7 protein-coding genes are annotated in these 5953 nt (G+C 55.7%); all 7 read left to right on the forward strand.

The genetic code is table 11. The features are described 5' to 3' along the window. The coding region (locus AC6CDK_RS17440) for a hypothetical protein (protein ID WP_496639941.1) at window positions 1-521 on the forward strand (521 nt) is incomplete at its 5' end. Window positions 522-672: 151 nt separating this feature from the next. Continuing rightward, a complete protein-coding gene (locus AC6CDK_RS17445; protein ID WP_192905943.1) occupies window positions 673-1800 on the forward strand; it encodes a YecA family protein in 1128 nt (375 codons plus the stop codon). A 134-nt stretch (window positions 1801-1934) separates the two neighbouring features. Continuing rightward, entirely contained in the window at window positions 1935-3347 is a 1413-nt protein-coding gene (locus AC6CDK_RS17450) for an FAD-binding oxidoreductase (RefSeq protein ID WP_192905944.1), read from the forward strand. Between the two features lie 140 nt (window positions 3348-3487). Continuing rightward, a complete protein-coding gene (locus AC6CDK_RS17455; RefSeq protein WP_192905945.1) occupies window positions 3488-3832 on the forward strand; it encodes a cupin domain-containing protein in 345 nt (114 codons plus the stop codon). Between the two features lie 254 nt (window positions 3833-4086). Further along, a complete protein-coding gene (locus AC6CDK_RS17460) occupies window positions 4087-4404 on the forward strand; it encodes a toxin-antitoxin system TumE family protein (protein WP_226048541.1) in 318 nt (105 codons plus the stop codon). Then, a complete protein-coding gene (locus AC6CDK_RS17465) occupies window positions 4382-4747 on the forward strand; it encodes an HVO_A0114 family putative DNA-binding protein (RefSeq protein ID WP_226048542.1) in 366 nt (121 codons plus the stop codon). The genes AC6CDK_RS17460 and AC6CDK_RS17465 overlap by 23 nt, the downstream gene beginning before the upstream one ends. A gap of 118 nt (window positions 4748-4865) precedes the next feature. Then, a complete protein-coding gene (locus tag AC6CDK_RS17470) occupies window positions 4866-5855 on the forward strand; it encodes an arsenic resistance protein (RefSeq protein WP_192905946.1) in 990 nt (329 codons plus the stop codon). Window positions 5856-5953 lie beyond the last annotated feature (98 nt).

A 5953-nucleotide genomic window follows, 5' to 3' on the forward strand; every position in this document is an offset into this window, starting at 1 on the left:
AAGAGCTTATCGGCTGCATTGAGTCGGGATTTGAGTTGACAGAGTCTGAGACAGGAATTTGTTCAAAGTTCGACGAGAAACGGCTCGGACGCATGCTTGATAGGTGGGTCCAAAAGCCAAACTTCTCTGAAAGGGAGCCACTGCTCAGGACGGCAGTTAATGCCTATCTTGCTGGAGAGCCTGTTGCAGTAATCAAGATTTTGTTGACTGAAATTGAAGGCATCATCAACGACGCTTATAAGAAGGTCCATGGCAAGGGAGCCAAGATAAAGGAATTGCTCGAATTTGCGATAAAATCAGCAGAACGTAAGGTTGGACAGGCGGACACACTATTCTTTACAGCAGCATTCGGAAAGTACTTAACAACTCATACCTTCGCATATTTCGACCCAAATACAGAGAATGGAACAGCTGGATCACGCCATGCCGTTGGACATGGTGCAGCCAAACCCGATAGCTACACAATGTGTCGTGCTTTGCAGGCAATTCTTACCCTTGATCAGATCGCCTTTTACATATGACCTCTTCGGAGGTTCAACAAGGCTTACGACCCGCCCAAGGACCGGCGGGTCAAAGCCATGCCAGTTGAGCGAGCCGAAGATAGAAAACCTGCAACCCATCATGCTGGAACCGAATACTTGTGATGCGAGCATATGAAACTGGAAGTGTATTATGTCTAACAAAATAGGCCGAAACGACCCATGCTGGTGTGGCTCTGGCATCAAGTACAAAAAGTGCCACCTCGGGCGTCATGAACAAGAACCTATAAAGAGGTACGAAGCAGCAAAAGAGTTACGCCAAGCTTTCTCACGAGAAACTTGCTCAGCTCCGAGTGCAAAAACCCATGTCTGCAGTAAAAAGATTGCCCGGGCACACACAGTTCCAAGGAGCTCAAGTCTGCAAACCATTGCTAGAGATGGTCATGTCTACGGATTCATTCCTTCGTTTGAAAACTTGGATAGGAATCAAGGCAGGCTTGTACCAGAGTTAATAGGCATAAACCGAGCATCTACTTTCACTGGGTTCTGCACAGTTCACGACGATGCTATATTTGCACCTATCGAAAAAACAGATTTTGTTGGAACGGCTGAGCAGTGTTTCCTGTTGGCTTACCGAGCACAAGCCCGGGAGTACTACACAAAGCACGGGATGGCATCACTCTCTGGCTTGAGAAGACAAATAGATAAAGGTCGGCCACTCAATCAGCAGTTAGAAATCCAGTCCTTTGTCAACGCACTGGAAATTGGTGCGAATGCGGGCGTCCGGGACTCAAAGATCTATAAGATGAAGTTTGACGAAATACTTTGCTCAAGCGACTTTCGTGACGTGCGAGCTTACATAATCGCCTTGCAGGGACCTCCGCCGGTTATGGGTAGCGGTGGATTCTTTCCCGAAGAGGACTTCCAAGGGGTAAAGCTTCAGGATGTTGCTATGCATAAAGGTACACCCGATGTTGTGACAGTTTCATCATTCGCGAGTGGTGGGCATGGATATGTTGTTCTCTCATGGCTGCAACAGTGCGATGGTTCTTGTCTTCCCTTCGTTAGGAGTTTACACAATATACCGGATGAGGATTTAGCGCCTGCCATTTTAAGGTTGCTTTTTCAGCACATTGAAAATGTCTTTATGATGCCTGACTGGTGGGAAGAGCTCCCCGATGCAACCCGTAGATCTTTAATTGATCGCATGGCATGTGCAGTAGACTTGTTTACGGACAGACGGGATGGAGCAATGCTGACAAAAGATGGTTTACAGTGCGAACCATGGGGGGTTATGGGGCGTAGGTTTGTAGGGTGCTAGAAACGTTAACGCCCAACCCCGGCATAGACGCTGACGCGGCAGGAAATAACCTGCCGCGCAGGTCATGCCGAGCCCCGTTCGTCGCGTGATACAGCAAAGACAGAAGTCGAAAAGACACTCACTGGGAGGCCAACATGAAGGCGAAAACGTTGAATGGTGGCGAGATCGAGCTGAAACCGGACACGATCGACTCTTTGAGGACACGGCTGCGGGGCCCACTGCTGTTGCCGGGCGACACGAGCTACGACGAGACGCGCCAGATTTGGAACGCCATGATTGACCGCAGACCCGCGATGATCGCCCGCTGTGTTTCGCCTGAAGACGTCATCACCGCAGTGGGATTCGCCCGCGAGCACAGCCTCCTCGTATCGATTCGCGGCGGCGGGCACAACATCGCTGGCAATGCCGTCTGCGATGGCGGCCTGATGATTGATCTTTCGCTGATGAAGAGCGTCCGGGTGGACCCTGTTGCCCGCCGGGCGACCGTCGAGCCCGGCTGCACCCTGGCCGACTTCGACGCGGCCGCGCAGGCGCATGGCCTTGCCGCGCCCCTGGGCATAAACTCGACTACGGGGGTGGCCGGCCTGACGCTTGGCGGCGGTTTCGGCTGGTTGAGCCGGAAGTACGGCATGACCGTCGACAGCCTCCTCTCGGCGGATGTCGTCACGGCTGACGGCAGGCTGGTACACACCAGCGATTCGGAGAATGCCGACCTGTTCTGGGGGCTGCGCGGCGGCGGCGGAAACTTCGGCATCGTCACCAGCTTCGAGTTCCAACTCTATCCAGTGGGGCCGGATGTGCTGAGCGGGCTCATCGTCTTCCCGTTCGACCAGGCGAAGCACGTGATCACGCAGTTTGCCCGCTTCACCGAGACGATGCCGGACGAGCTCAACGTCTGGATGATTACCCGAAAGGCGCCGCCGCTCCCTTTCCTGCCTGCCGACGTCCACGGGAAAGAGATCGTCGCGCTCGCCATCTTCTACACAGATGACCCCGCCGCGGGGATGAAGCTCATCGCGCCGCTGCGCTCGTTCGGGATGGTGCTCGGCGAACACGTCGGGGTGCAGCCGTTCACCGCTTGGGAGAAGGCGTTCGATCCTCTCCTGACGCCGGGTTCGCGCAACTACTGGAAGTCGCACAACCTGGTGCAGCTCAGTGACGGCCTGATCGACACTGTCATCAAATACGCCGGCGCGCTGCCGACGGCCCAGACCGAGATATTCATCGGCACAATCGGCGCCCAGACGACACGCGTTGCGCCCGAGACGATGGCCTATTCGAGCCGGGACGCCAATTACGTGATGAACGTGCACTGTCGTTGGGAGTCGGCCGACGACGATGATCGCTGCATCGCATGGGCGCGCGAATTCTTCTCCACGTCACAGCCGTTCGCCAGTGAGGGCGCGTACGTCAACTTTCTCACCCAGGACGAGGGTGGCCGCGTGGAGTTTGCCTACGGCACGACGTACAACCGGTTGGTGGAGCTCAAGAAGAAGTACGATCCCGCGAACTTCTTCCGGATGAACCAGAACATCAAGCCGGCTTGAGGATGGGCTTGGAAGAGGCATGGGGGCGCCCTTCGTACGTTCACATTTACAAGCAAAGGAATGTTCCACCTCTCGGGTGCTGCTGTTTCCGCCGAGCTCCCTAGCAGACCCCCATGCCGTAGGACAGAGGGGAGAATACAATGGACAACGAACTGGCGGCACCAGAGACGAAAGGTGTCACGGTGAAGGTACTTGCAACGGTTGACCTTGGCCCTGAAATTGAGGGCATGGCAGGGCGCCAACTTCGGATGCGTATGGTGACTATCGAACCAGGAGGCGTCTTCGGCCCGATTCATGACCATAAAGACAGGCCAGGCACCGTCTACATACTGCAAGGAACGATCACTGACCATCGAAATGGAGTCGCTACGGACTATGGCCCGGGAGTGGGCTGGCCCGAGGACAGGAACACCACTCACTGGCTTGAGAACAGAGGAACTATTCCGGCGATAGAGATTTCGGTCGATATAGTCAGGCAAGAGTAAGCTCAGGCCCCACATCTAACGCGGGAAGTCTACGGGGACGTAGTTGAGTCGCGGAGGATTAGTCAACAAATCAACTACGTGCCTTAGCGGCGTCCCAAACTCCCCGGCTTTGCCGAACAACCCGCAGCATATCAACAGGAGGTGCGGGCCTTCCTAGCCCGCCACCGCACACCGGAGGGAATCGTCCTCGACGCCGGCCGACGGCTCAATGTGCTGCGGAGGAGGTGAGGCGAAAATGTTCTGTGTTGTCAATCTTGACAACATATGACGCTGTTGTTATTCTCTCCAACATGAATGCAACGCTCTTGCTGAACGAACGTCATATCCTATCTGACAATGCGTTTGTTGAGATGGTGGTGTGGCGTGTGCCGTCGCCCCTTTCCGGCAGCGCCCATTCTTTCAAGTACCGCCTGGCCTTTATTGTCGGTGGCCTGTGCGCGCTACGTTATGACAATGAGGCCGGCAAGGGCGATCACAAGCACATTGGCGAAAAAGAACTACCGTATCGTTTCACCACACCACAGGATCTGCTGGACGATTTCTGGAAGGATGTGGACGAATGGAGGTCCTGATATGCGTACCGTAACACTGGAAATCTCTTCCCGCGAAAAAATTAGTCAAAGATTCTTGCGGGCATTCGAAGGCGAACCTCAGGGGGATGTCATCAGCTTCGATTCGCCGGAACTCCTGTTCAAGGTCATTTCGGGCAAACGCTGGGACCTGCTTAAAATCATGACCGGCGCGGGGCCCATGACGATCCGCGAGGCGGCGCGCCGGATGAAAAGGGATGTGAAGGCGGTCCATACCGATGTGCACGTGCTGCTCAACGCCGGGATACTGCAGAAAACCGAGGAAGGTCTGATCGTCTTCCCCTTTGATGCGGTGCATGTGGATTTTATGCTGAATGCGGCGTGAGTAGCCGGTGGGAAGGGGTTTTTTGCCGGATAATAGTGCATTCGGGTAGGTCAGCGGTTCACGTACGCACGCGCATGAACCGTTCAATGGCGGGAGTTGAGCGCTTCAGGAAGGCACAGTGTCTAGAGAGCGCCTCGAAGAGAACCAAATCTGGCTATACGTCGCTGCCTTGGCTGTCGGGGCGGGGCTTGGGCTGTGGCGCCCCGCCTTCGGCGCACGCCTAGAGTCTGCAATCACCTCTGTTCTGGCGGTGCTGCTCTATGGCATGTTTGCCCAGATTCCATTCCTTCACCTGCGTGAGGCATTCGCGAATCGGCGTTTCACGGCAGCGTTGCTGACGGTCAATTTCATCGTCGTTCCCGTGCTCGTCTGGTTGTTGTCGCGCCTGTTGCCTCAATCCCCACCGTTACTGCTCGGAGTGTATCTCGTTCTGCTCACGCCCTGCATTGACTACGTCATTATCTTTACCCACCTCGGTCGCGGAAACGCCCGGCTCGTTCTTGCCTCGACGCCCTTGCTGCTCCTCGCCCAGATGCTCCTGCTGCCCGTGTATCTGTGGCTTTTCATGGGGGACGAGGCGGCACGGGTAATGAGCGCTGACCCGTTTCTGCAGGCATTTTTCCTTCTCATCGTTTTGCCTCTCGGCCTGGCTCTGACAACCGAGTTCTGGGCCAAGCGCCGGCGTAGCGGCGCACTCTGGCTTGAGGTAACGGCGTGGATACCCGTGCCGTTCATGGCGCTGACTCTCCTGCTCGCTGTGGCCTCTCAACTGGGCAGAATCGGAGAGCATCTCTCCCTGGTAGTGCACGTCATCCCGATCTACATCGCATTCATGGCCGTCATGCCGGTTCTCAGCCGCCTGGTGGCCTGTGCGTTCCGCCTGGACACACAGGCGGGAAGAGCACTGATTTTCAGTAGCGGAACCCGCAATTCATTGGTCGTGCTTCCCCTTGCGCTGGCCTTGCCGGACACGTGGGTTGTGGTGCCAGCCGTCATCGTGACCCAGACACTGGTGGAACTGGTTGGCGAGTTGATCTATATCCGCGTGGTGCCATCGGTAGTTTTCCGAGAGGCAAGGCGTTGCGGTGCCGCCTCGGTAAAAAGCTGAACAACACATAACACGGTGCTGGGGGATGTTGCCAACCTTGAAGGCCTGTTACGGTTTCGAGGGGCGGGAAGAAGTGTTCCAATTAGGTGGATGAGCGG

It is taken from the genome of Geobacter sp. PheSNFMC (assembly GCF_059620965.1).

Coding starts and splice junctions, on each gene's coding strand:
- AC6CDK_RS17445 (WP_192905943.1), top strand. CDS start 673: ATGTCTAACAAAATAGGCCGAAACGACCCATGCTGGTGTGGCTCTGGC.
- AC6CDK_RS17450 (WP_192905944.1), top strand. CDS start 1,935: ATGAAGGCGAAAACGTTGAATGGTGGCGAGATCGAGCTGAAACCGGAC.
- AC6CDK_RS17455 (WP_192905945.1), top strand. CDS start 3,488: ATGGACAACGAACTGGCGGCACCAGAGACGAAAGGTGTCACGGTGAAG.
- AC6CDK_RS17465 (WP_226048542.1), top strand. CDS start 4,382: ATGTGGACGAATGGAGGTCCTGATATGCGTACCGTAACACTGGAAATC.